Raw genomic sequence first — 20,788 nt, 5'->3', positions numbered from 1 at the left:
AGTCTCAACAAAAACTTGAAACTTTAAACCTGAAACAAAACAAACAAAAAAACTCATGAGCAAAGTAGCTATAATAATGGGAAGCATCTCCGACATGCCAGTTATGCAGGATGCAATCGACATATTAAAACAATTTAATATAGAAGTTGAAGTAGATATCGTTTCGGCACACAGAACGCCGGAGAAATTATTCGATTTCAGCAAAAATGCACACAATCGCGGAATTTCGGTAATTATTGCCGGTGCGGGCGGTGCGGCACATTTACCAGGAATGGTTGCTTCAATGTCTCCGCTACCAGTAATTGGAGTTCCGGTAAAATCAAGCAATTCTATCGATGGCTGGGATTCTGTATTATCAATTTTACAAATGCCGGGTGGCGTTCCTGTAGCAACGGTAGCCTTAAACGGAGCAAAAAATGCCGGAATCTTAGCGGCACAAATCATCGGAAGCCACGACAAAAAAGTTTTAGATACTATTATTTCTTATAAAGAAGAATTGAAGGCAGCGGTTAATAAAGCTGCTGACGGTTTAAAAAAGTAATTTCACAGAGATACTCAAAGAAGACACAGAGAAACACAAAATTTTGTGAATCTCTGTGTTTTTTTCTTGGTGAATCTTTGCGAAATCAGCCACTCCAAGAATTAACTAATCCTTATAAAAATTTCTAAAAGAAAAACTTAACTTTGAGAAAAAAGCAAAATGAACATTCAAACTTCTAAAATAGAGCTCGCTAAAATAGTTTTAGACATTGAAAATCCTGATCTAATTCAGGAAATTGTCGAGTTCATTCAATCTAAAGAAATTCTTTCAGAAGAACAAAAAAGCAAAATAGATGAGGCTATTTATTCTTTAGACAATAATGAAGGAATTTCACATGATGTTGTTATGGAAGAAAGCAAAAATCGTTATTCAAAATACTTTAAATAATGAATGTAATTTGGGCTCCACAAGCTAAACAAGACTTTTCGAACAACATCGATTATTTGGAAGCTGAATGGTCTGAGAAAGCTGCTCAAAATTTCATTGAAAAAGTAAATACCACAATTGCACTTTTAAAAAATGACAATGTTTTTATTTCTCAAAACAAATTATAAAAATGTTTACAAAATTGTCATTACAAAACACATTTCACTTTATTACCGTATCGAAAACACTAATTTAGAATTGCTTCGTTTTTGGAATACTTTTCAGGATACGAAGAAATTCAAATTATGATTTCCTAATTTTATATTTTTAAACAGCATAAATAATATGAGCGTATTAACACAATATTTCAACACCAAACATAACACAGCACCTTTTTCGCAGATAAAAATCGAAGATTACGTTCCTGCTTTTCAGGAAGGAATTGCTTTGGCGAAAGCCGAAATTGATGCGATTGTAAATAATCCCGAAGCACCAACTTTTGAAAATACCATTGTAGCGATGGATTATTCGGGCGATATCTTAGATCGTCTTTCGAGTGTTTTCTTCAATTTGAATTCGGCTGAAACGAATGACGAAATGCAGAAAATTGCTCAGGAAGTTTCGCCTTGGCTTTCAGAATTCGGAAACGACATTCGTTTGAATGCGGATTTGTTTGCGAAAGTAAAAGCGGTTTATGACCAAAAAGAAAGTTTGAACCTCAACCCAGAACAAACGACTTTATTAGATAAAAAATACAAAAGCTTTTCAAGAAACGGAGCCAATCTTCCAGAAGAAAAGAAAAATCAATTAAGAGAAATCGACAAAGAATTATCGAAATTGAGTTTGCAGTTTGGCGAAAATGTTTTGACAGAAACCAACAACTTCGAACTGCATTTAACTGATGAGAAAGATTTATCTGGCTTACCAGAAGGAACGATCGAAGCTGCAAGATTATTAGCAAAAAATCAGGAAAAAGAAGGTTGGATTTTTACTTTAGATCATCCAAGTTATATTCCGTTTTTGACTTATGCTGACAATCGCGAACTGCGTAAAAAAATGGCAATCGCTTTTGGTGCAAAAGGTTTCCAAAAAAACGAATTCAACAATGAAGAAAATGTTCTAAAAATTGCCAAACTTCGTCATGAAAGAGCTAATTTGTTAGGTTACAAAACACACGCTCATTTTGTTCTAGAAGAAAGAATGGCCGAAAGTCCAGAGAAAGTATTCTCTTTTTTGAATGATTTATTAGCTAAAGCAAAACCTGCGGCGCAAAAAGAATTTGCTGAATTGACTGCTTTCGCAAAAGAATTGGACGGAATTGAACAATTAGAAAAATGGGACGGCGCTTATTATTCTGAAAAATTAAAACAACAGCTTTTTAATTTAGATGATGAAAAACTGAAACCTTACTTTCAATTAGAAAAAGTTTTAGATGGTGCTTTTACCGTTGCCAAAAAATTATACGGTTTAACTTTTACCGAAGTTTTTGATATCGATAAATACCACGAAGAAGTTACGACTTATGAAGTAAGAGATACTGAAAACAATTTAGTTTCGATTTTCTACGCTGATTTCTTCCCAAGAAAAGGAAAAAGAAACGGTGCATGGATGACTTCATTCAAATCGCAATATGTAAAAGACGGCATAAACGAAAGACCACATATTTCGAACGTTTGTAATTTTACAAAACCAACTGAAACAAAACCTTCATTATTGACTTTTAATGAAGTGACTACTTTATTCCACGAATTCGGTCACGGATTACACGGAATGCTGGCTGATACGGTTTATCCAAGTTTATCTGGAACTTCGGTTTATTGGGATTTCGTAGAATTACCAAGTCAGATTATGGAAAACTGGTGTTACGAACCAGAAGCTTTGGCTTTATTTGCAAATCACTACGAAACGGGAGAAATCATTCCGATTGAGTATGTTCAGAAAATTAAAGAAAGTGCGAGTTTTCAAGAAGGTTTGGCAACTTTACGCCAATTAAGTTTTGGACTTTTAGATATGGCTTGGCACGGACAAGATCCAACTTCTATCACAGATTTAAAAGCTTTCGAAACAGAACAATTTGCCAACACACAATTGTATCCAGATGTAAAAGAAAATGCAATGAGTACAGCATTCTCTCATATTTTCCAGGGCGGATATTCTTCTGGATATTACAGCTACAAATGGGCTGAAGTTCTGGATGCAGACGCTTTTGAATATTTCCAAGAAAATGGAATCTTTAATGAAGAAATTGCGAAGAAATTCAAAGACAATGTACTTTCAAAAGGAGGAACGGAACATCCGATGACTTTATACAAACGGTTTAGAGGTCAAGAACCTAAACCGGAAGCTTTGTTGAAGAGAGCAGGATTACTTTAATATTTATATATTTGTTTATTATTTAAACTATTGAAAGAGAAAAATCTATATATTATTGCAGGTTGTAATGGAGCTGGAAAAACAACAGCTTCATATACAATTCTGCCTGAAATATTAGATTGTAAAGAATTCGTAAATGCTGATGAAATCGCCAAAGGCTTATCTCCTTTTCAGCCAGAAAAAGTAAGCTTTGAAGCTGGAAGAATAATGCTAAACCGAATTGATGAGCTACTTCAAAAAGAAGTAGATTTTGCTTTTGAAACCACTCTATCTGCAAAAAGTTATCTTTCAATTATAAAAAAAGCTAGAAATGAAGGTTATTTTGTAACCCTAATTTTCTTTTGGTTAAACTCTGTTGAATTAGCAAAGCAAAGAGTGAAAGTCAGAGTAAGTGAAGGAGGTCATAATATCCCTGAAGATGTTATTGAGCGAAGATACATCCGAGGAATTCAAAATTTCTTTGATATCTATCTGAACAATTGTGACAATGTAATGTTATTTGATAATTCAAATAAATTACCAATACTTATCGCTGAAAAAGAAATTAACGAAAAGATTCAAATTATAGATGAAAGCTTATTCAATGAAATAAATAATTTAAGATATGACAAAAGATAAGGTCAAAGAATTACAGCATAAAATTGTTGAAGGTCTAAAAGTATCTTCAAAAAAAATGATTGAAAACAAAAAGAAAATCAATGGGAAGATTGTAGTTTATGCTGATGGGAAAATTCAAACTATAAACGCAGTTGATATTAAAGACTAATGTATAAATCAAAATTGAAAAAATATTTCAAAATAGCCTTGTATCTTGCCATTATAGGATTGGTTTCGATTGTTTCTGTAAATTATTATGTAAAATCATCCACTAAAACTAAGATTTATTATTCCATTAAAAAATTCCCGAAGAACGATGTTGGAATTATTTTTGGTGCGGGCATTAACGGAAACCAGCCAAGCAAATATTTAAAAGATCGTCTAGATGCGGGAATTATGCTTTGGAAAGCAAAACGAATCAATAAAATTCTGCTTTCTGGAGATAATGGTCGTGATGAATATGATGAATTAACGGTGATGAAAAACTATTGTTATAATCATGGTGTTGACACAACCAAAATATTTATTGATTATGCCGGTTTTGATACTTACTCAACAATGTATCGCGCCAAACATATTTTCAATATCAAAAGGGCTACTTTAATATCTCAAAAATATCATTTAAACCGGGCCATTTATATTGGCCAGGAACTCGGAATTAAATCTTCTGGTTATTCTGCTAATAATGGAGAATATTTAGGATACAATTATGTTTGTTTTAGAGAATATGGTTCTGTCTTTAAAGCTTTTTTTGATGTTTTAAGAAACAGGGAACCTCGTTTTTTAGGAACTCAAATCGACATAAATGGCCCTTCAAATTTTTCCAAAGAAGATAAACGATAAAAATTATTGAAAAAACATTTCGCTCCGCTGGAGCTTTTTGATACTTGAAAACTGAATTTGCTATAAATATTATACTCCGCTGGAGCATTCTAATAAAAATGGGCTGTCTCAAAAAGTGAGTCAGCCCATTTTTAATTTGATAATTTGAAGTCTTAAAAACAAAATCTTTTTTCTATTCTCTATTCTCTTTATTCTTTCTCCAAAACTCTGTTAGCCAATTTCCCAACCGTCAAGCCTTGCACTACAATAGAGAATAAAACAACAATGTAAGTTACTTCTAACAGCAGGTTTTTGTATTCGCTTTCCGGCATAGAAAGTACTAACGCAATAGAAACTCCGCCACGAATTCCGCCCCAAACTAAAACCATCAATGAACCTTTATTGTAAGCCGATTTGATTCCGAAAAACTTGAAGATATCGAAGAATTTCCACGGTAAAACTATTGATGTTAATCTTGAAAAAAGGACAATAAAAATCGCTACAAAACCTGTCAGCAATTGTTTGTTCAAATCTGGAAGCAATAATAATTCGAAACCGATGAATAAGAACAAAACAGCATTTAAAATCTCATCGATAAGTTCCCAGAATTTACCTAGATAATCTTTGGTCACTTCACTCATGGCTACTTTTTTACCATAATTTCCAATAATTAATCCGGCAACAACCATGGCAAGCGGACTGGAAACATGTAACGCCTGAGCCACTAAAAATCCCCCTGTTACAATAGAAAGTGTAATTAAGACCGAAACTTTATAATCATCAATTTTCTTCATGACCTTCGAAGCGGTAAATCCGAAAACGGCTCCTAATAAAAGTCCGCCAATTCCTTCCTTAATAAACAACCAGGATATTGAACCAAAAGTTGCTTCAAATGTTGGATCGGTTGCCATTTTTAGAACTACGGCAAACATTACTACTGCAACTCCGTCATTAAATAATGATTCACCAACAATTTTGGTTTCGATTCTCTTTGGGACTTTAGCTTCTTTCAAAACTCCCAAAACCACGATGGGATCGGTTGGTGAAATTAAAGTCCCAAAAACTAAACAAAATACATAAGGGATATTGATTCCTAAAAGCGGTGCGATGTAATAAAGCAGAATCGAAATAATTAAAGCTGATAAAACGACACTAACTGTCGAATAAATCATAATGGGCACTTTTTGTTCTTTAAGATCGAACATGTTTACGTGTAAAGCTCCTGCAAATAAGAGAAAGTTCAACATGGCTCCCATCAGGATTTCGTTGAAATCAAATTGTTTTATTAAATCAAAAAAGTGTTTTGTGGTTGAAGGAAAATAAGAGTCTCCCAAAAGACGAATTCCCACTGAAACCAACATCGCAATAATCATGATTCCGATGGTTCCCGGAAGTTTTAAAAATCTTAAGTTTAAATAGGCGAAGAAAGATGCTAGTACAATCAGCACCGAAAATGTGTAGTATAATTCCATAAAATGTGATTTTTACAAAAATATCTTTCTGATTATTTAATCAAAAATTTCACACTTTGAATTAACATAACTTTATAATTCGTTAATGCCTTTTACGATTTTTACTTCAGCAGAAATGTCAAAAGTGTAAAGATTATACAACTTTATCTTTATTTTTTCACAGGAAGTCATTACCTTAAATCTAATAACTGAGGTGTTTTGGTGGTATTGGGATCTGTATAAAGATCGGCTGCTGTAACCAGTAAAACTTCTACTTCCATAAATTTTTCATTATAGCCAAGACGTTCTTTTACCGCTTTAGTCTTTTTCAGGATGAAATCTGTTTTTTGGTCATTCGAAATATTTTGTACGATCAGCATTTTAACGACTTCTTTAAAATTTTTACTGGATAACTGAATCTGGACAGCGGCAGCTTCGCCTGCAAGAGAAACAAACTCAGCTGCATCGTAATGCTGTTCACAAAGTATAAAAGATTTGGTTTCTCTCGATTTTAATTCCAGAAAAGGCTTTCCTTCTACTTCAACCCATCGTCCTAAATCGCCAATAGCATATCGAAAAACCGGAAATCTTTTTCGGAATGTATTGGTCACGGCAATCGTACCATACCCTTCTTCATCAGGATTTATTATTTCGATCAACATTCCTTTTATTACAGCAAATAAAGAGGGATTTTTAGAGGCATCCGACCAGGCCCAGATTCCGGTTTCGGCAGAACCATACATCGAATAAATCTGCTGGAAGCCCAATGTTTTTTGTAAAAGTTTTTGTATTTCAGGTCTTAAAAACTCGCCTGCATACAGCACATTTTGTATTTGCAGTTTTTGATTGTTTTCCTGCAGATATTGTGCAAAACATAATAATTTGGAAGGCGTGCCCATTATAAAATCCGGTTTAAAATACAGGGCTGCCTGTTCCATATCTTTATAATCTGCATGAGCACTAAGAGCTAGTGTGGTCGCCTGGCATTTTTCTAAAATATCATCCATTATCGCCGCTGTACGGTACATATCGGAATAACCAAAAATATTAAGAGCAATGGTTGCAGAAGTAAAAAAGTTATTCTGAGTCAGTTCCTCGGCCATAGCAAAACGCTGATTGTGATTTTCCTGTATATCTACCGGAAAGACCAAAGGTTTTTGAGTACTTCCTCCCGAACGAACCAAATATACTCCTGTTTTTTCGTCCTGAAGATGAAACTTAGTATTTAAAATTGGCATTAATTCATGTTTGGTCAACACCGGGGCTTCGGCTGCACAATCGTATCCTTTATAAAATTCTGTATACAGGGAATTCTGTTTCGCCCATTCAAAATAAGCCTGCAATTCAGAATGGTTGGTTTTTACGGTATTTGAATTCATAAAATCTATTTAAATTAATCAGGCTCTTTTGTAGAAATAATACTTGTTTTTAATCAGACATCTGGAATGATTCAGCAGGAATAAAGCTTTTTGCTGCCATGAAGGAAGCCGTTCCATGGCATGTTCCAGCCAGCGCTGGGACAGCATTCCCATCAAATACCGATCATAGGGATTATTACTTTTTTGATAGCGTTTTATAACCACAGGAATATCCAGTTCTTTCCAGCTGTTATAGCTGATCCTTGATAAACTGCCTTCGACTTCTCTTACTTCAATACAGATTTTATTTAGTAGTCCCGCCCGAAAACCAGCTGGTATGTTTTTCAGTACCCGATACCAGAAATCGATTCCTTCATTTAAAGAAACATTTGTTTCATACCGAATATTCTCCAGATGTTTTTTTCTGATAACGACATTACTGCCAACTCCCATAATAAAATCCGGTGAACTGATACTGCGCAGTATATCAGGTATCAAAAAAAGTTCCTCTGACAAGGGAGTCAGTTCTTTTTTGAAAGACTGAATATTGGGCAGGTAATAACGGGAAGGCACCAGTAAAACCCCAAGCACCAGAACGTCAATATTTTCCTGTTCCATAATTAAATCGGCCTCTTTTAAACAAGCAGGAGTATAACAATCGTCTGCATCCAAAAAACTGATAAGATCTCCTGCTGCTTTTTCCATTCCGATATTTCTGGCGTATCCGGGCCCTTTATTTTCCTTTAATTCGATAACCTCAACGGCTGTCTCCAGAAAATGAGTTTTAAAAAAAGACAGTGCCTGATACAAACAGTCCAAGCTTTTATCGGTACTGCAGTCATCTACAATAACAATCTGGAATGCCTTTTTCTCCTGAAAAGCCAGTGATCTTATTGTATCGTAGATATAGGCCTCTTTGTTGTAAAGAGGAATAACAACGGTATGTTTCATGATTTTACTCTGCTATAGGATAAATTAAAGCCCGGCCCTGATGCACATTCACTACCGATTCGTCTGAACCTCTGAATAAACCGGGACCATATGTTTTGTCGTCCCTGCACAACAGCATGCCTACCAGATGAATCTGACGGTTGTTTTCGATATCGTTAAATTCTTTTTGGTCCACAAAATGCTGTATTACATATTTGCTCCAGTTTTCCCTGATAATCGTTTCCCATTCCCGGGCTGTACAATCACTTTTTACATAAGCTCCAATTCCTCTTCCTCCGCTGTTTAATTTTAGTATTAAATTCTGTTTACCTGAAATGAAATCATCGCAGCCGGAAGGTTCGGTAATAACGTAACTCGGAATCAGGTATTTTCTTAAAAAGTTATAATCCTCTGCGGTCATATAATCATTCATTATTTCGGAATCGTACATTACGGCCAGGACCCTTTTATCATGAATTAAAATTAAAGTCCTGATATCATTAAAATAGGAATTTTGCTCAATGAGCTTGTTCATTACCTCCGATTCTATTTTTTTTAATTCTTCCCGGTCCATTTCTAATATAAACTGCGAAACAGGTATTTCGTTTACACAAACAGCATCATTTGAAATTTTCAGATCTTGCGGACGTACTGAAATTAATTCAACTCCGAGTTTTGCCAGTTCTTCCTGAAGATAAAAAATCTCTGTGCCTTTTTCATCATCGTGAACAAAAGCCGCTTTTTTATCAGGGGTAAAATGATAATACAAATCGTCAATCAGTTTTTTTAAATCAGTTTCGTCAAGGTCTACATGATCTTTGAGTGTCTGTACTTCATGGCTGATTCGTTTTAGATAATAACTAATCATCCAGCCGTTTAAAGGATAGCGTGCCCCAATCTCACATATTTTAGGCTGATTACTGGTATCATATAAAAAATCAGGGCGGTAAAAACCCTGATTATATACTTTGTGGCTGCATTTTTTCAATAACGCTTCAAGTTCATTATCGAGCTGATAATAGTTTCGAATTCTGTCATCGTTAAAATAGTTTTGTACAATGGCTTTGCAGGCAAGGTTTAAAACCGAACACAAACGTTCCATTTCCCTATTGTATTCCGGTGACAATACTATCGAAGAATTAGCGAAAAAATGACCTTCCAGTCCTGCTCCTTTCTGAAAATATTCCGGAAACGACTCTTTCCATATTTTCAGTTTTTCCGGCTGATTCTGCCTGAGAATAATGGTATCAGAAACAGCCAATTCTGTTTCTTGCTCTGTATGAATCATCTGCAGGAACATAACTTATATACTAACTTCTTCTATTTCCATTACATCTTCCATTACGGCCGATTTTTTATCAAGATAGTCTTTGATAATCGGTTCCAGATCATATTCTTCCAGATTAACATTCATAGCTTTGGCATAATGGAAGATAGCGCTGACAGCAAAGAAGAAATGATTTTTTTCCGTAGGTCCACAGTGAACACTTATCCAGGCCAGTGTTTTGTCACGATCTTCTTCAGAAAAACCATAATCTTTAGTAAGCCAGGATTCAAATTTTGGAAGGATATATTCTACTTCGCCATGTGTATAAATCTCATGAATTAAAGTAGTTAGCAGGGCGATCATGATGTCTTTATTTCGAAGTGAGTTCTGATCTTTCCAGGCTTTAAAATTGTAAGCACTCTCGTTTAAGTATTTACGGGAAAGCCAGTCATCATCTGTACAAATATTAGTAGCCATGGTGTAAAACAATTGTGAATGCAGCACTCTTCCTACTACTGCCAGATCTTCATCTACAATTCTGTTTAGACTTGTGATCGATTGCAAAAGCGCTTTCTCGTCGGCAATTGGCTGATTTTTATGAACCAGCATCGTCATACGGTTGCTGATTCCGGCAACAGTCATAGCACTGTTGTTGGTCTGGCTCCAGCTATGGAAAAAACGCTGCAGTCTTTCTTTATCCTGCACTTTTGAAGTAAGCTGGACAAAGCTTTTTTCGATTTTTGAAAAGGCTTCTGTCTGATTTGGCAGGAACTTTAACAATTGGTCTTTTAAATACGATTCTTCCATATCTCTAAGAACCGGAAGAATAATTGAAGGTAAATTGCTCATGATTTTGGGTTTTTAATTGTTTGTTTTTGGGTAACTGTAATTCTAAATCGTATTTTGTTTTTGGTGTTTTTTATCTAAAATTTCCAGAAGGCGATTACGGATGTTCTTTTTCAGGTAAACCTATTCTTTAATTTTCCATAAAATCTTTAAAATGTCACGGGCACACTAATATGAAGCATGAAATAGGTAATATTTGTAATAAGAACTTCAAGGCAGACGAGATTCACTGTTATCATTAGCGGATACTGCAGTTCTTAAAAGCTCAAAAGGACTGCTGCGAAAACACTAGAAAGATTGTGAACGATAGTACTTTATTTTTCTGACCACATCAATATCTTTAAAATGGTATTGTTTGAGCCAGCCGGCCTGGTCAAAAAAATTGCATCTGGATTCGGCTATTACCGTAATCGTTTTTTGTAATGAAATTTTATACAGTTTATCCAGCAGTTCTCCGTATTGAAAATCATAAAGCGGATTGTACAGATAAAAAACATTTCCATCTGAAATATCCGTTTTCAGAATATCATCATAAATGGCTGTACAGTTCGTTATCTGTTCTTTTTCGATTAATCCGGCACAGACTTCGTGACGTTCTTTAAGAATTTCAATGCCTGTAAACTTTGCTTCGGGATATTTTACCGCTCCGTATAAAATGATGTTTCCGTAACCGGATCCGAGATCATAAAATACAGTTTCAGGACTGATCTCAACAGGATCAAACAGATCTGATAAAAAACTGGAAGAACCATACCGATAGGAGTTGAGACCGTATTTAATCGTAATTTCAGAAAGGCTTAAAGACTCTTCTATATGATTGGAATACTTATCAATTTCTGACTGGATTTTTTCTAGCAGTTCCATATTATTTCATCATTAATAATTCTAATTTCTCCAGAGATCTTTTGGCTTTTTCCATTTTAAGAGCATATTCATCGTTTACTTTCTGAATATCGGCATTACAGAAAGTACAGGACGTTTCTTCTTCATAAACATAATGATCACAGCCGTTACAAAGTTTAAGAGCTTTAGGTATTCGGGGAACTCTTTCTGTAAAATCAGATACCGGAATTTCGGGAGCATTATAAGGTGACTGTACCTCTACTATTTCTCCTTTTTCATTTTCGACTATAATTTCAAACAAACCAATATCAAAAGACTGCCCCGGAGCTTCCTGTATTTTTCGGATACGTTCCTGAAGCCCTTTCTTTTTCAGTTCCAGAGCACGGTGGTGGCAGAACGGATTGTTTCCTCTTTTTCCAAAAAGGACAGAACTGGTCCAGGTACATCCGGCCAGACAGGAAGATTCATAATAACAGCCTTTGCAGCCTCCCCATAATTCTTCTTTATTTCGGTATCGCGAAAAGACCATTTCTTCACTGTATTTCCAGATGTCTTCCAGTTTCATGTCTTTAACATTTCCGCCTGTATAACCGTTTGTAGGCAGCGACGGACAGCCTTTTATTTTACCATCGGCCTCAATACCAATTCCGGTATGACCGGCAGAACATCCGGTATAATATTTTTCATTGCCCTGTCTCCAGATATGTTCGTAAGGTCCGAAATAGCCAATATTATTTCCGGCCTGTATCAGCACATTGTGAGCCAGTGCTTTTCTGTATATTACAATAAGTTCTTCATAAAAATCAATCAGTTCATAAGGCTGCAGGATCAGTTCATCTGAATGGTCTACGGCATTTCCCATAGCCACGGCCAGTTGTATCTGCCAGTTTCTGACATTATTTTCGATCAGGATATCCAGCAGTTCACTGAGTTCGTTCTTGTTCAGTTTGGTGATCACGGTATTCACACTTGAAGGCAGATTGTAGGTTCTCAGCAATTGCAGACAATTGATAACATGGTCAAACGAATCTCTCCGGCCCCGTATTTTATTATGAGTTTCCGGCAGACCGTCTAATGAAACCCCTATATTTCGTATTCCGGCCTTTTTAGCACTGCTGATTCGTTCTTCGTTTAAGTTATAAGCACCGGACTGCATAGAACATTCGATTCCGCTTTGATTGATTTTTTCAATTATTTCGAGCCAGTCTTTTCGTAAAAAAGCTTCTCCGCCAATAATGGTGATTTCTCTTGTTCCTAAACGTCTAAGGCTGTCAATAACCTCAAAACACTGTTCGGTAGTGAGTTCTCCGGGTCTCACCTTTCCGGCTCTGGATCCGCAGTGGGAACATTTTAAATTACAGGCAAGCGTTATTTCCCATACCACATGAACCGGGGTCGCTGTTCTGTAATCATCTCTTACTCTGTATCGTATAGAAGTCTTGTCCATCATAATTTATTTATAGTTAGTTTTTTATTAAAAAACGGTTTAAAAAGTAAACCTTCATAAACCGTTTTTCTTCACATTACTTTTTAAGGCCTTCAATTGCCTCAAGCAGTTCTAACAATGCAGCACTCAGGTCTCCCTGTTCTCTTACTGTTTGTTTAGCCTGTTCGGCTACTGCTCTCATTTTTTCTAAATCATTTGAAGCTATCGCCTCTCTGATTCCGGCTGCGTAAAGCATTACTACTCCCATAACATTTTTTGTTTTTAGTTGTTCCTACTCTTAAGGTTTTTCGGATTCCCCCTTGTTAGTCTGAGCAGAACTTTTAGTTCTGTCAGGTTAAAATCTTTTATTTTTTATTTTTAAGTTCTTCGATTGCTTCCAGCAGTTCCAGTAAAGCAGCGCTCAGGTCTCCCTGATCTTTTATTGTCTGCTTAGCCTGTTCTGCAACAGCTTCCATTTTAGCCAGATCGTTTGAAGCTATCGCTTCTCTGACGGCAGCACCGTAAGGCATCATGATTCCCATAACTTTCTTTTTTTAATGATTAGTTTTGTTTCGAAAAGTTCTTTCATAAAGAGAAACCGTATCTCTTTATGAAAGAATTCTTTTTATTACTCAACAGGTCCAAGCTGATGTAAAAAAATAGCCGGATCATTTGGATTCAGGCAGGTCAGGTTCCCGATCGAAACAGTTCTTCCTTCTTTGTTTTTTCCACTGATCATGATATTTCTTAATCCTGTTGTTAAGGTTCCCACACGATTACCGCCTGTTACCTCAACCCCCATTTCATGAGGCGTACCGGTTCTGGTTGCAATAATATTTCCGGATCCGTTTTCGATTAGCAGTATTTCACCAATTGCCGGAGGAGGAAAGGACTGGGTAACTGTAATATCAGTAAGAGGTCCCAGTGTAATGTACTCTGGCAGAACTTGCGTGTTTACAGCATCTAACTCTGGTTTAAGAAGACGGATGGTTCTTCCAAACTCCGGATTATCACCTGCATTGGTACAAAACATCCATGGGGTTGTAAAAGAAGTCCCATCTTCTGTTTCTCCTATTGCTACATAACGCTGATGTACTTTAAGGGGTGTTATCTGGGTTACTGATGTAAGATCAAGATTGTAAAACACAGAAGTAATCAGTGTTCCAACGGCGTAGGTTCCGCTGGCTCCTTCTATCACCGGAAGAATAACAGGACCAACGCCTCCGCCTTTCCAGTCTATATAAGGATAGACATTTACATTTTTGACTTTTTGTGGTATAGGTTGCATAATAGTTAAATTTTGGGTCTTACTCATGAGGCTTTTCGGGTTCCGCCTTCGCTTTTTCCTGTGCGAAACAGTTCGTTTTTTCAGTGGGGTCTGCTCCACTATTTCTATATTTTTGTTTTTGGGTAACTCCAAAAAAGATTCTTATTCTGCCTGTAAAAATTGCTGTCAATAAAAATCAAACTGGAATACCTGATAAAATAAATGCTGCCGGCTGTTTTTATTTTACAAATTAAAATTACACTTGATAAACAGATATTTACATCAAAAATGTTACTAAAAGACTAATCTCTGTCATGAAACAGAAAAAACAAGTCATAAGATTATTCTTAAATAAAAACTTAACACTAAATAAGTTTTTATTTACAATTTAAAAATGCTATTTAAAAAGATCAGTACTCTTTTTCCTGCTTTTACTGTCATTAGCTGGTATTCCTAAGTTTCCAACAACAGCTGCACAAAACAGGCGGCGGATAATCCAAATGCGGCGTGAACAGAAGTACTAAAAAACAAAGCCTCTATCATAACTCATTTGTTACAATAGAGGACTTCATTAAAAAAATTAAAATAGTACTTAGTGCTTTATATTTGAAGGCAAAAAATTCACTGTCGAAACTGCTTAAAAAGAATCTTTGGTTAGATACTACTGGTTCTTTTGAATAAACCTTTTAAACTGTTCGAATTTTTTGGCTTCGATATCGTCAATGCGTTTTTCTTTTGAAGCATTAGCATTTTTAGCCGCAGCCGTTGGTTTGGTAAGCAGTAAATAATCTCCAAAAAGGTGGCTTAAAAACAGCGGGGATTTCCCCGGTCTTGTACTGTCAAAATTTTCAGACTGATGACAGTCAAAACAATTTACCAGATTTGTATTGTTGATTTTATGGATATCGTCTACAAAAGTCTGGGTATAGGTTTCCATGGTAATATTGGCCAGATTGGCTGAACCTCTTGCCAATGAATCAGGAAGTACGCTTGAAATATCTCTTTTTACAATCGCCTTGGCCTGATCTTCCGGAGAAACTCCGTCAAAATCTAACCAGATTGATCCATTGTAAAAATAGTTTTTGAAAACATCTTTCAGTTTAGAAGCGACACATTTATTAATATTTTTGATGTTGTCAATATTAGCCGGTTCCGCCTGACTTGTTTTTGTAAATTCTCCCGTTCCCAGATCAGTTGGAACGCCATATTCATACAATATAAATGCCTTATTAGGAAGCACAGGTTCCGTGGCATTTTTTACCCACTTAATGCCTTTTATACCTGAAGTAGTTCCTTTTTCATACAACAGCATTTCTTTGTCTGATGTTACTGAATTTGTCTTTTTATCATAAACAGGTGCCATATCTTTATGCTCAAAAGTAGCCCAGATAAACTCCGGATGATTTTTTACCACACCTACTACGTGCATACCAAGCAGTGCCACCGTTTTTTCAACATATTGTTTTTTACTGTTTTGTACAGCGGCTTTGGTCGTAAAATAATCGGCCTGCTGTTCTTTAGGGATTGCGTCTATACTAATCCAGGAAACTTTTAATTCCAGCGCTCCAACAGGAAATGTCTCTAAATTTGAAACAGGCAGTTTACCGCTGTTAATCAGAGAAGCCATTGTAATTGCTTTATCTCTCAGCAGTTTATTAACATGTATAGAATAATACACTGTATCGGCAGTATTGTTAAACTTTGGATTAGCTCTCAATACGCTTCTGAAACCTGCCTGGTTAATAGAACTCAGGGTTAGTTTGATCCCTAACTGTGGCACAACACTTTCCATTTGCGGACTTACTAAATCTAATGAATCCAGGAAAAACGGATTACCGGTTGGAAGCGGTTTGGTCACCCATAAAAATTTCTGCCACGACCATTGATGAAAATCGCAGTTGGTTGTGCTCTTACTGTCAAACGGACTTCCGTCGCCTTCTGCAGGAGCAGGTGTCTGATCATGCGGGAACCAGCTGTCTTCACAGTCACAGGATGCAGCTGCCGAAGCAGTGTATCCTGATGATACCCCCATCTTTTCCATCATTTTTTCTTTATTCAGAAAAAACAATGCAATGGCTGCTATAATAAAAACAGCCAGTAAAGTGATAATAATAGGTTTTCTTTTCATTTTCTTGTGATTTATTTTTTTTTGGTAATAAAAAAAGGTCGTCTTTAGCAGACGACCCTTTAAATCAAAACTGTAACCAAATCAGGAACCAAATTAAATCCCGATTGTTTCATGCTTCGAGTGGTTTAAATTTGGGGTCTTTTTTTTAAGCCAACTCTGCTTGTAAAGCCGGAATCGCCTTTACAGGTACATTTTCAATATCGTTCTGGTAGTATGAGAAACCTCCCGTTCCGTTCCAGGCACCATCGATTGCTAAATGAGCATCGAAATTAGCTAAGAAAGCTCCAATTGCCGGAGGAGGGAAAGTGTGTACATACTGTCCTTGTAAGCTTACTACCTGAGTAAACTGTCCAAATCCTGTTGCATAGATTTTTCCTGTTACCGGAACTACAATATTCCCGTCAGGACCACTAATCGCCTGAGTAATTACTACTGTACCGGAAACTGAGTTCTGTGATGGTACAACCACTAAACTAAATGTTGCTATTGGAGCACCCGGAGTTCCTACATTTCCTATTGTGCCTTTTGCTAAATAAGCACCAGCTAATAAATCTGACATAATTTCTTGTTTTTGGATTTTCCTACTCGTATGGCTTTTCGGTACCGCCTCGTTTTTTCTAGTGGGTTCTGCTCCACTTATTTGATTTGCTGTTAAGTATTTAATTGTTTTTAACCAACGATTTAAATAACTTTTACGGGTTTATTTCTATATCAAAACTATATCAGATAAGTAGACCTAATTAAAAAAATGATATGAAGCCGTCATTCTTTGACATGAACTGAACAAAAAACAGCATAAAGAAAAACCATGCGTAAAAACACCTGTTCCATAAAAACCAAGAATACTTTTCAGCCTCTTAATAATCATAAAACACTGAAATACAACACAAAAACTAAACCCTGCCAAAAAAAGCAAAAAGACTTTATAATAAAGTTTCAATTATTTTTGAAAGTTTAAAAACTTTTACATACATTTGACACATGGAATTCAGAGAAGCAAAAAATAAATTCGTTCAGACCTGGGGAGCTTTAGGCTCACAATGGGGCATTAATAAAACCATGGCGCAGATCCATGCTTTATTGATGGTTTCAAACGAAGCTGTTTCGATGGAGGATATTATGGAAGAATTACAAATTTCCCGCGGCAATGCCAGTATGAACTTAAGAGGTTTAATGGATTGGGGGATTGTATATAAAGAACATAAAGCCGGCGAAAGAAAAGAGTATTTTACAGCTGAAAAAGACTTAGACGAACTGGCAGCAAAAATCTCCCGTGAAAGAAGCAAAAGAGAAATTAAACCGGCACTTAAAATCCTAAAAGAAGTTTCGACTATTGAAGCTAATGATTCGGCAGAAGAAAAGCACTTCGTGGATCAAACCTCCAAACTGTACGATTTTGTTTTAAAAGCCGATAATATGCTGGATAAAATGACCGAATTTAACGAAAACTGGTTAGGAAAGCTGATTATAAAAATGATGAAGTAAAATTCAAACTAAAAAAATTTAATCAAAACTTTCATTTTTTTCTGAAAGTTTAAAACAATCAATAACTATGAAAAATATTAATTATCTCAATTATTTCTTTGTTGGAGTTCCCGCTGTAATGTTTTTACTGGCTTTTTTGAAAATCATAGACCTGACCATAATCGCTTTATTGTTTAGTATACTAACTGGTTTATTTCAAGTCACAATTGGTGGATGTATGCTGCTTGATGAGCCTCGAAACAAATACATTCAGATATACATCATCGGAGTTTTTCTATACTTTGCTATACTTTGCATTAATCCTTTTTCATCTCACGATTTCAAATTTTATTTTTCAGTTGGAATACCTGCAATACTGGCATTTTATCTTTCAATAGTAATCTATAAAAAAGCATACCAATGAACTTCTTAAAAGCAGAATGGAAAAATCTGGCACTTTTCAATTTTGAAGCAGATGCTGAAATGCTCGAAAAATACCTTCCGGCAGGAACCGAAATAGACATTTGGAACAACAAATGTTATGTAAGCCTTGTAGGTTTTATGTTTAAAAACACCAAAGTTTTGGGATTGAAAATTCCTTTTCATATTGATTTTGAAGAAGTGAATCTGAGATTTTACGTAAAACGTTTTGAAAACGGTGAATGGAAACGAGGTGTTGTTTTTATTAAAGAAATTGTTCCTAAAAAAGCCATCACTTTTATTGCCAATACTTTATACCAGGAACATTATGAAACCCGAAAAATGAAACATCGAATCCTTAAAAAAGAGCATACTAATATTTTCATCTATCAATGGAAAAATAATAAAAACTGGAATACCATTCAGCTGGAGACTAAAAAAGATGCCGTAAAAATCGAACCCGGTTCTGAAGCAGAATTTATTACCGAACATTATTTCGGTTACACCAAAATCGATGAAGAAACCACTTTTGAATATGAAGTAACGCATCCGAGATGGGAACAATTAGAGGTTACAGATCACAATCTTGATATTAATTTCGGACAAACCTACGGACCTGATTTTGAATTTCTTCAAAACATACAACCAAGCTCTGTATTTCTGGCAGAAGGATCTGAAATCGGGGTAAAAAACAAATGCAGAATAAAAAAAGTCGAAATCTTAGAAGTATAAAACCATGAAAATTATAAAACTAATAAACACATTTGCGCTTTTACTGCCGTTTCTGGTTTTGTTGAGCTATCCCATTTACAAAGAAGGCGCACTTGTCTATAGTGTTCTTTCTGTTGCCGGAACCGGTTTTTTACAATGCTGTATCGGCACATACTTGTTCATTCAGAACTCCCGTGACATCAAAATTCAGATTTATATCGTTGGTGTTATTCTGTTTTTTTGTTTATGGGGTATCAGTTACCTGATTCATTACAGCAGTATTGTACTGATAATCATTTTAATTCCAATGCCATTTGTGCTGGCACTCTATCTTTCGGTAGTAGTTTATACCTTAAAAAATTATGAACCTTAATATCATTGCATATCTGATCTACCTAGGAATTACAACTTTGATCATTTTAAAAGTTGGAAAAATCTGCTACAAAAACGGAAATGTATATGTTGCCGAATTAATTCCGGATCATGCGGACCTCTGCCAGAAAATAAATCAGGTTTTGCTTTTGGCCTATTATCTTCTCAATATTGGATATTGTGCGATGACTTTAATTTCGTGGCAGAAAATTATTTCAACAATCCAGTTAATTGAAATCATTTGTATAAAAACTGCTGTCATTGTTTTTATTATTTCAATACTGCATTACTTCAATATTTTAATTATAACAAAATACGTTCAAAAACTAATTAACAACAACAAAAACTAAATATCATGGAAACAACAAAAATTTTAATCGGTTACTGCATTTATTTACCCGTTGCTTTATTTTTAACGTATTACGTTTCTAAAACACTTTTTAAAAACGGCAAAATTTTTATGCTGGACATCTTTAAAGGCCGTGAAGATATTGCACAGGCAACCAACAAACTTTTTGAAACCGGTTTTTATCTTTTAAACATTGGTTTTGCACTCATGATTCTGGAATTACAGTTAAGCCGTGACAGCTATCAGGAATTAATAGAGAATTTAAGTTATAAAATTGGAGGTTTTTCTATTTACCTGGGCATTATGCTGTTCTTTAATTTATACTTCTTTTTTAGAGGAAAAAGAAAAGCAAAAGAAACCCAGCAGGAAGAACGTATCGTTTTTAAAGCGTAAACTCAGGACCATGAAAACACTCGAAAACCAAACCCTGCTTTATGATGAAGACTGCCCGCTTTGCAGTTTGTATACCACCGGATTTGTAAAAAGCGGTATGTTAGATCAGAACGGAAGAAAATCATATTGTCAATTAACAGAAGAAGAACAGCATTTTATAGATTTAAAACGGGCTCCAAACGAAATTGCTTTAATTGACAATAAAACAAAAACAGCTATTTATGGAATTGATAGTTTAATAAAAGTCCTTGGGCATTCTTTTCCATTAATTGAAAAACTTGCAGCGATTAAACCAGTGCATTTCATTCTGAAAAAAATGTATTCTTTTGTTTCTTATAACCGAAAAGTAATTATTCCGGGAAATATAAGAGAAGAAAACAAACTACAATGCACCCCCGATTTCAATTATAAATACCGATTTCTGTTTATCGGATTTGCCGTAACCGTAACGACTTTTATTCTTTTTGGTTACTCTAATCTGATTCCGGGTTTACCAAAAAGCAGTATTGCAAGAGAAGTTATGCTGGCATTGGGACAAATTGTTTTTCAAAGTTTGTTTCTTTTGAAATTTGATAAACAAACCATCCTTAATTATGCCGGAAATATAATGACGGTTTCTTTGATGGGAAGTTTAATTTTAAGTCCAATTTTGATTCTTAGTAAATTTATTCAGCTTCCGGAAATGATAGTTTTAGGCTGGTTTGGAGTAACCGTTTTCATCATGTTTCTGGAACATTTCAGAAGAGTCAAAATTTTAAAACTCCCTTTTTACTTATCTTACACCTGGATTCTGTATCGAATTCTTGCTTTGGTTTTAATTTTAAATTAGTATTAGCCACGAATTCACGAATTATTTTATTATTT

26 protein-coding genes are annotated in these 20,788 nt (G+C 35.3%); 14 read left to right on the top strand and 12 right to left on the bottom strand.

The genetic code is table 11. The annotated features are described in order from the left end of the window. Positions 1–55: 55 nt before the first annotated feature. The 7 genes from purE (at position 56) to ACODST_RS10950 (ending at position 4,720) form a co-directional block, all read left to right on the top strand. The gene (purE, locus tag ACODST_RS10980; protein WP_488932163.1) at positions 56–541 is read left to right on the top strand and encodes a 5-(carboxyamino)imidazole ribonucleotide mutase; all 486 of its coding nucleotides are present in this window, start codon (positions 56–58) and stop codon (positions 539–541) included. A gap of 159 nt (positions 542–700) precedes the next feature. Next, a complete protein-coding gene (locus tag ACODST_RS10975; protein WP_488932162.1) occupies positions 701–928 on the top strand; it encodes a hypothetical protein in 228 nt (75 codons plus the stop codon). Further along, entirely contained in the window at positions 928–1,095 is a 168-nt protein-coding gene (locus tag ACODST_RS10970) for a type II toxin-antitoxin system RelE/ParE family toxin (RefSeq protein WP_488932161.1), read from the top strand. The genes ACODST_RS10975 and ACODST_RS10970 overlap by 1 nt, the downstream gene beginning before the upstream one ends. A gap of 157 nt (positions 1,096–1,252) precedes the next feature. Beyond that, entirely contained in the window at positions 1,253–3,280 is a 2,028-nt protein-coding gene (locus ACODST_RS10965) for a M3 family metallopeptidase (RefSeq protein WP_488932160.1), read from the top strand. 30 nt (positions 3,281–3,310) lie between these two features. Beyond that, positions 3,311–3,898, top strand: coding sequence for an ATPase (locus ACODST_RS10960; RefSeq protein ID WP_488932159.1), 588 nt, complete (start codon positions 3,311–3,313; stop codon positions 3,896–3,898). Beyond that, positions 3,885–4,046: a DUF8506 family protein gene (locus ACODST_RS10955; RefSeq protein WP_289663271.1), complete on the top strand. Its 162-nt coding sequence runs from the start codon at positions 3,885–3,887 to the stop codon at positions 4,044–4,046. The genes ACODST_RS10960 and ACODST_RS10955 overlap by 14 nt, the downstream gene beginning before the upstream one ends. 14 nt (positions 4,047–4,060) lie before the next feature. Continuing rightward, positions 4,061–4,720 carry a SanA/YdcF family protein gene (locus ACODST_RS10950; RefSeq protein ID WP_488932158.1) on the top strand — a complete coding sequence of 220 codons (660 nt, stop codon included), beginning with the start codon at positions 4,061–4,063 and terminating at the stop codon, positions 4,718–4,720. Between the two features lie 188 nt (positions 4,721–4,908). Here ACODST_RS10950 and ACODST_RS10945 read toward each other — a convergent pair whose 3' ends face one another. From ACODST_RS10945 to ACODST_RS10890, 12 genes are all read right to left on the bottom strand, one after another. Further along, positions 4,909–6,171: a cation:proton antiporter gene (locus ACODST_RS10945; protein ID WP_488932157.1), complete on the bottom strand. Its 1,263-nt coding sequence runs from the start codon at positions 6,169–6,171 to the stop codon at positions 4,909–4,911. A 170-nt stretch (positions 6,172–6,341) separates the two neighbouring features. Beyond that, positions 6,342–7,529 carry a phenylacetate--CoA ligase family protein gene (locus ACODST_RS10940; RefSeq protein WP_488932156.1) on the bottom strand — a complete coding sequence of 396 codons (1,188 nt, stop codon included), beginning with the start codon at positions 7,527–7,529 and terminating at the stop codon, positions 6,342–6,344. Between the two features lie 18 nt (positions 7,530–7,547). Further along, the gene (locus ACODST_RS10935; RefSeq protein ID WP_488932155.1) at positions 7,548–8,459 is read right to left on the bottom strand and encodes a glycosyltransferase family 2 protein; all 912 of its coding nucleotides are present in this window, start codon (positions 8,457–8,459) and stop codon (positions 7,548–7,550) included. Between the two features lie 4 nt (positions 8,460–8,463). After that, positions 8,464–9,726 (bottom strand): hypothetical protein, encoded by a 1,263-nt coding sequence (locus ACODST_RS10930; RefSeq protein ID WP_488932154.1) that lies wholly within the window; start codon positions 9,724–9,726, stop codon positions 8,464–8,466. Positions 9,727–9,741: 15 nt separating this feature from the next. Next, the gene (locus ACODST_RS10925; RefSeq protein WP_488932153.1) at positions 9,742–10,554 is read right to left on the bottom strand and encodes a hypothetical protein; all 813 of its coding nucleotides are present in this window, start codon (positions 10,552–10,554) and stop codon (positions 9,742–9,744) included. Positions 10,555–10,839: 285 nt separating this feature from the next. Then, a complete protein-coding gene (locus ACODST_RS10920) occupies positions 10,840–11,415 on the bottom strand; it encodes a hypothetical protein (RefSeq protein ID WP_488932152.1) in 576 nt (191 codons plus the stop codon). Position 11,416: 1 nt separating this feature from the next. Beyond that, on the bottom strand, positions 11,417–12,844 hold the full coding sequence (locus tag ACODST_RS10915; RefSeq protein WP_488932151.1) for a radical SAM protein: 1,428 nt from the start codon (positions 12,842–12,844) through the stop codon (positions 11,417–11,419). A 73-nt stretch (positions 12,845–12,917) separates the two neighbouring features. Then, positions 12,918–13,088: a DUF1843 domain-containing protein gene (locus ACODST_RS10910; RefSeq protein WP_488932150.1), complete on the bottom strand. Its 171-nt coding sequence runs from the start codon at positions 13,086–13,088 to the stop codon at positions 12,918–12,920. A gap of 97 nt (positions 13,089–13,185) precedes the next feature. Then, complete coding sequence (locus ACODST_RS10905) at positions 13,186–13,362, bottom strand: DUF1843 domain-containing protein (RefSeq protein ID WP_488932149.1); 177 nt, start codon at positions 13,360–13,362, stop codon at positions 13,186–13,188. 86 nt (positions 13,363–13,448) lie between these two features. After that, positions 13,449–14,108, bottom strand: coding sequence for a hypothetical protein (locus ACODST_RS10900; RefSeq protein ID WP_488932148.1), 660 nt, complete (start codon positions 14,106–14,108; stop codon positions 13,449–13,451). 640 nt (positions 14,109–14,748) lie between these two features. Then, complete coding sequence (locus ACODST_RS10895) at positions 14,749–16,215, bottom strand: hypothetical protein (protein ID WP_488932147.1); 1,467 nt, start codon at positions 16,213–16,215, stop codon at positions 14,749–14,751. A gap of 145 nt (positions 16,216–16,360) precedes the next feature. Further along, positions 16,361–16,774, bottom strand: coding sequence for a DUF1842 domain-containing protein (locus tag ACODST_RS10890; RefSeq protein ID WP_488932146.1), 414 nt, complete (start codon positions 16,772–16,774; stop codon positions 16,361–16,363). 422 nt (positions 16,775–17,196) lie between these two features. Between ACODST_RS10890 and ACODST_RS10885 the strand changes: the two genes are divergently transcribed. The 7 genes from ACODST_RS10885 to ACODST_RS10855 all read left to right on the top strand — a co-directional run bounded on the left by ACODST_RS10885 (position 17,197) and on the right by ACODST_RS10855 (position 20,753). After that, positions 17,197–17,700: a GbsR/MarR family transcriptional regulator gene (locus tag ACODST_RS10885; RefSeq protein ID WP_488932145.1), complete on the top strand. Its 504-nt coding sequence runs from the start codon at positions 17,197–17,199 to the stop codon at positions 17,698–17,700. Between the two features lie 67 nt (positions 17,701–17,767). Continuing rightward, a complete protein-coding gene (locus ACODST_RS10880; protein ID WP_488932144.1) occupies positions 17,768–18,103 on the top strand; it encodes a hypothetical protein in 336 nt (111 codons plus the stop codon). Continuing rightward, positions 18,100–18,831, top strand: coding sequence for a YqjF family protein (locus ACODST_RS10875; protein WP_488932143.1), 732 nt, complete (start codon positions 18,100–18,102; stop codon positions 18,829–18,831). The genes ACODST_RS10880 and ACODST_RS10875 overlap by 4 nt, the downstream gene beginning before the upstream one ends. A gap of 4 nt (positions 18,832–18,835) precedes the next feature. Continuing rightward, positions 18,836–19,183, top strand: a complete 348-nt coding sequence (locus tag ACODST_RS10870) for a hypothetical protein (RefSeq protein WP_488932142.1) — start codon at positions 18,836–18,838, stop codon at positions 19,181–19,183. Beyond that, on the top strand, positions 19,173–19,532 hold the full coding sequence (locus ACODST_RS10865; protein ID WP_488932141.1) for a hypothetical protein: 360 nt from the start codon (positions 19,173–19,175) through the stop codon (positions 19,530–19,532). The genes ACODST_RS10870 and ACODST_RS10865 overlap by 11 nt, the downstream gene beginning before the upstream one ends. A gap of 5 nt (positions 19,533–19,537) precedes the next feature. Next, positions 19,538–19,924, top strand: coding sequence for a hypothetical protein (locus ACODST_RS10860; RefSeq protein WP_488932140.1), 387 nt, complete (start codon positions 19,538–19,540; stop codon positions 19,922–19,924). A 10-nt stretch (positions 19,925–19,934) separates the two neighbouring features. Continuing rightward, entirely contained in the window at positions 19,935–20,753 is an 819-nt protein-coding gene (locus ACODST_RS10855) for a thiol-disulfide oxidoreductase DCC family protein (protein WP_488932139.1), read from the top strand. Positions 20,754–20,788 lie beyond the last annotated feature (35 nt).

The sequence above is a fragment of the Flavobacterium sp. FG19 genome (assembly GCF_057809475.1).
The sequence above is the reverse complement of the archived record's forward strand: the minus strand, read 5'-3'. Positions and strand labels throughout refer to the sequence as shown.

Coding starts and splice junctions, on each gene's coding strand:
- purE (WP_488932163.1), top strand. CDS start 56: ATGAGCAAAGTAGCTATAATAATGGGAAGCATCTCCGACATGCCAGTT.
- ACODST_RS10975 (WP_488932162.1), top strand. CDS start 701: ATGAACATTCAAACTTCTAAAATAGAGCTCGCTAAAATAGTTTTAGAC.
- ACODST_RS10970 (WP_488932161.1), top strand. CDS start 928: ATGAATGTAATTTGGGCTCCACAAGCTAAACAAGACTTTTCGAACAAC.
- ACODST_RS10965 (WP_488932160.1), top strand. CDS start 1,253: ATGAGCGTATTAACACAATATTTCAACACCAAACATAACACAGCACCT.
- ACODST_RS10955 (WP_289663271.1), top strand. CDS start 3,885: ATGACAAAAGATAAGGTCAAAGAATTACAGCATAAAATTGTTGAAGGT.
- ACODST_RS10945 (WP_488932157.1), bottom strand. CDS start 6,171: ATGGAATTATACTACACATTTTCGGTGCTGATTGTACTAGCATCTTTC.
- ACODST_RS10940 (WP_488932156.1), bottom strand. CDS start 7,529: ATGAATTCAAATACCGTAAAAACCAACCATTCTGAATTGCAGGCTTAT.
- ACODST_RS10935 (WP_488932155.1), bottom strand. CDS start 8,459: ATGAAACATACCGTTGTTATTCCTCTTTACAACAAAGAGGCCTATATC.
- ACODST_RS10930 (WP_488932154.1), bottom strand. CDS start 9,726: ATGATTCATACAGAGCAAGAAACAGAATTGGCTGTTTCTGATACCATT.
- ACODST_RS10925 (WP_488932153.1), bottom strand. CDS start 10,554: ATGAGCAATTTACCTTCAATTATTCTTCCGGTTCTTAGAGATATGGAA.
- ACODST_RS10920 (WP_488932152.1), bottom strand. CDS start 11,415: ATGGAACTGCTAGAAAAAATCCAGTCAGAAATTGATAAGTATTCCAAT.
- ACODST_RS10915 (WP_488932151.1), bottom strand. CDS start 12,844: ATGATGGACAAGACTTCTATACGATACAGAGTAAGAGATGATTACAGA.
- ACODST_RS10910 (WP_488932150.1), bottom strand. CDS start 13,088: ATGGGAGTAGTAATGCTTTACGCAGCCGGAATCAGAGAGGCGATAGCT.
- ACODST_RS10905 (WP_488932149.1), bottom strand. CDS start 13,362: ATGGGAATCATGATGCCTTACGGTGCTGCCGTCAGAGAAGCGATAGCT.
- ACODST_RS10900 (WP_488932148.1), bottom strand. CDS start 14,108: ATGCAACCTATACCACAAAAAGTCAAAAATGTAAATGTCTATCCTTAT.
- ACODST_RS10895 (WP_488932147.1), bottom strand. CDS start 16,215: ATGAAAAGAAAACCTATTATTATCACTTTACTGGCTGTTTTTATTATA.
- ACODST_RS10890 (WP_488932146.1), bottom strand. CDS start 16,774: ATGTCAGATTTATTAGCTGGTGCTTATTTAGCAAAAGGCACAATAGGA.
- ACODST_RS10885 (WP_488932145.1), top strand. CDS start 17,197: ATGGAATTCAGAGAAGCAAAAAATAAATTCGTTCAGACCTGGGGAGCT.
- ACODST_RS10880 (WP_488932144.1), top strand. CDS start 17,768: ATGAAAAATATTAATTATCTCAATTATTTCTTTGTTGGAGTTCCCGCT.
- ACODST_RS10875 (WP_488932143.1), top strand. CDS start 18,100: ATGAACTTCTTAAAAGCAGAATGGAAAAATCTGGCACTTTTCAATTTT.
- ACODST_RS10870 (WP_488932142.1), top strand. CDS start 18,836: ATGAAAATTATAAAACTAATAAACACATTTGCGCTTTTACTGCCGTTT.
- ACODST_RS10865 (WP_488932141.1), top strand. CDS start 19,173: ATGAACCTTAATATCATTGCATATCTGATCTACCTAGGAATTACAACT.
- ACODST_RS10860 (WP_488932140.1), top strand. CDS start 19,538: ATGGAAACAACAAAAATTTTAATCGGTTACTGCATTTATTTACCCGTT.
- ACODST_RS10855 (WP_488932139.1), top strand. CDS start 19,935: ATGAAAACACTCGAAAACCAAACCCTGCTTTATGATGAAGACTGCCCG.